The following is a 2,026-nucleotide window of genomic DNA, read 5'->3' as shown; positions in this document are numbered from 1 at the left end:
CAGGAAATGCTACAATTACTCCTGCTGACGTAAACAATGGTTCAACGGATGCTTGTGGAATTGCAACTTTGGCATTAGATAAGACTTCATTTAGTTGTGCGAATGTTGGAGTTAATACAGTGATATTAACCGTTACAGATAATAACGGAAACGTTGCTACTCAAACGGCGATTGTTACAGTTGAAGATAAAGTAGCTCCAGTTGTAGTTACTAAAAATAAGACTATTCAATTGAATGCAGCAGGAACAGCTTCGATAGTTGTTGCAGATGTAAACAATGGTTCAACAGATAATTGCGGAATCAGTTTTGTAGAGTTGGATAAAATGGCATTCGCATGTGCTAATGTTGGAGCAAACACAGTAACATTGAAAGTTACAGATTATAACGGAAATATCGCTACTCAAACAGCTGTTATAACTGTTGAAGATAAAATTGCACCAGTAGTAATTACAAAAAACATCACTGTTCAACTTGATGCTTCGTCAAATATATTGATAGCTGCTGCCGATGTTAATAATGGTTCAACGGATAATTGTGGAATCAGTTTATTAGAACTCGATAAAGCATTATTCAGTTGTGCTGATGTAGGTGAGAATGTTGTTACTCTAAAAGTAACAGATAATAGTGGAAATGTCGCTACTAGAACAGCGATTGTAACAATTGTTAATAGTCAGCCTAATTTAATTAGAAAACATTTTGACGATGTTATTTTCTTTGATAACAGTTCTAAAGCTTTTGTATCATATAGTTGGTATAAAAATGGAGTGTTAGTATCCGGTCAAACAGCACAGTATTTTAAAGATAATGGGATTCTTAACGGAAGTTATTACGCTATCGCTAAAAAAATAGACGGTACTTTTGTTACAACATGTCCTTTGACGTTCTCTGCATCAATAGTAGATGAATATTTAAAGATTGCACCTAATCCGGTTAAAAGTAATGCAAGCTACCAAATCCTTACTAATGTAGATTCAGCTAAGTTGCAAAATGCTCGTATTACAGTTTTTAATATACTTGGAGTACTAGTGAACGATAAAATGGTTGATGGCATAACAACGGATATGATTGCGCCAAGTACGGAGGGGATTTATGTGGTAAGGATGACCTTAGTAAATGGTAAATACTTTACAAAAAACCTTTTAGTTAAAAATTAGAAATCAAATTATTAAGAGTATGAAATCCTCGTTTAATAGCAACGAGGATGGATTATTCAAATGCAATAAAAACAAATAAATATGAAATTTGATGTTAAATATATAGTAGGATTTGTACTAATTTTATTTTCTCAAGGAATTAAAGCGCAGTTTTATGTAGGAGTACAAACAGGAATAGGGAATATTCAAAGTGATGTAAAAGGGGTGAGGTCATCCACTGATATAGGCGGAGCATTAAAGGCAGGTTACATATACTCATTGACGGATCACATAGGTATCGGGTCTGGAGTTGAGTTTGCACAATACAAGCAAAAGGTGTTTTTAGAACAACCCTCAGCAACGCTGACTAATTTTGAGGTTGATCAAACTGGCTCTGCATTTTCGTACAATATTACTACAGGAAATTATAAAGAATCACAAACACTGCAAGCCATTCAGATTCCGCTTTTTTTGCAGTATAAAAAGAATATTAACAAAGGAATTGATTTCAATTTTAGGGCTGGTGTTAAATACTTCTTACCTGTAAATTACAAAATCAAATCATCGGCAACAACAGTTAAAGGAGTTGCTTACTACCCGGATGTTAATTTATACATTGATAATTTGCCAGAATATGGTTTTGGGAATCAAACCAATTATGCTGGATCAGGAGAGTACAACACAAAAGGTATTTTGATGAGTACGTTTGAGTTAGGTTTTACTTTTGAAATGGGAGAAAAGAGTGCTTTGTACGCCGCTATGTTTCTTGACAGCGGTTATGGAACAATCCTTGATCAAAAACAAAACGAGTCTTATTTAAGCTATAATCCAACATCAAGTACTGACAGAAAAGCTAACGGATTGTATAGTACTGACAAAGAAGCGACTATCAA

2 protein-coding genes are annotated in these 2,026 nt (G+C 34.2%); both read left to right on the top strand.

The window, feature by feature from the left end:
* Nucleotides 1-1,154: T9SS type A sorting domain-containing protein (locus tag BC952_RS14755; protein WP_147405289.1), on the top strand; the 1,154-nt coding region annotated here is incomplete at its 5' end.
* A gap of 81 nt (nt 1,155-1,235) precedes the next feature.
* A partial coding sequence (locus BC952_RS14750) for a hypothetical protein (RefSeq protein WP_147405288.1) occupies nt 1,236-2,026 on the top strand: 791 nt, incomplete at its 3' end.

The sequence above is a fragment of the Flavobacterium limicola genome (assembly GCF_003634755.1).
Taxonomy (GTDB): domain Bacteria; phylum Bacteroidota; class Bacteroidia; order Flavobacteriales; family Flavobacteriaceae; genus Flavobacterium; species Flavobacterium limicola.
This window is presented reverse-complemented; position numbering and strand designations above follow the sequence as displayed.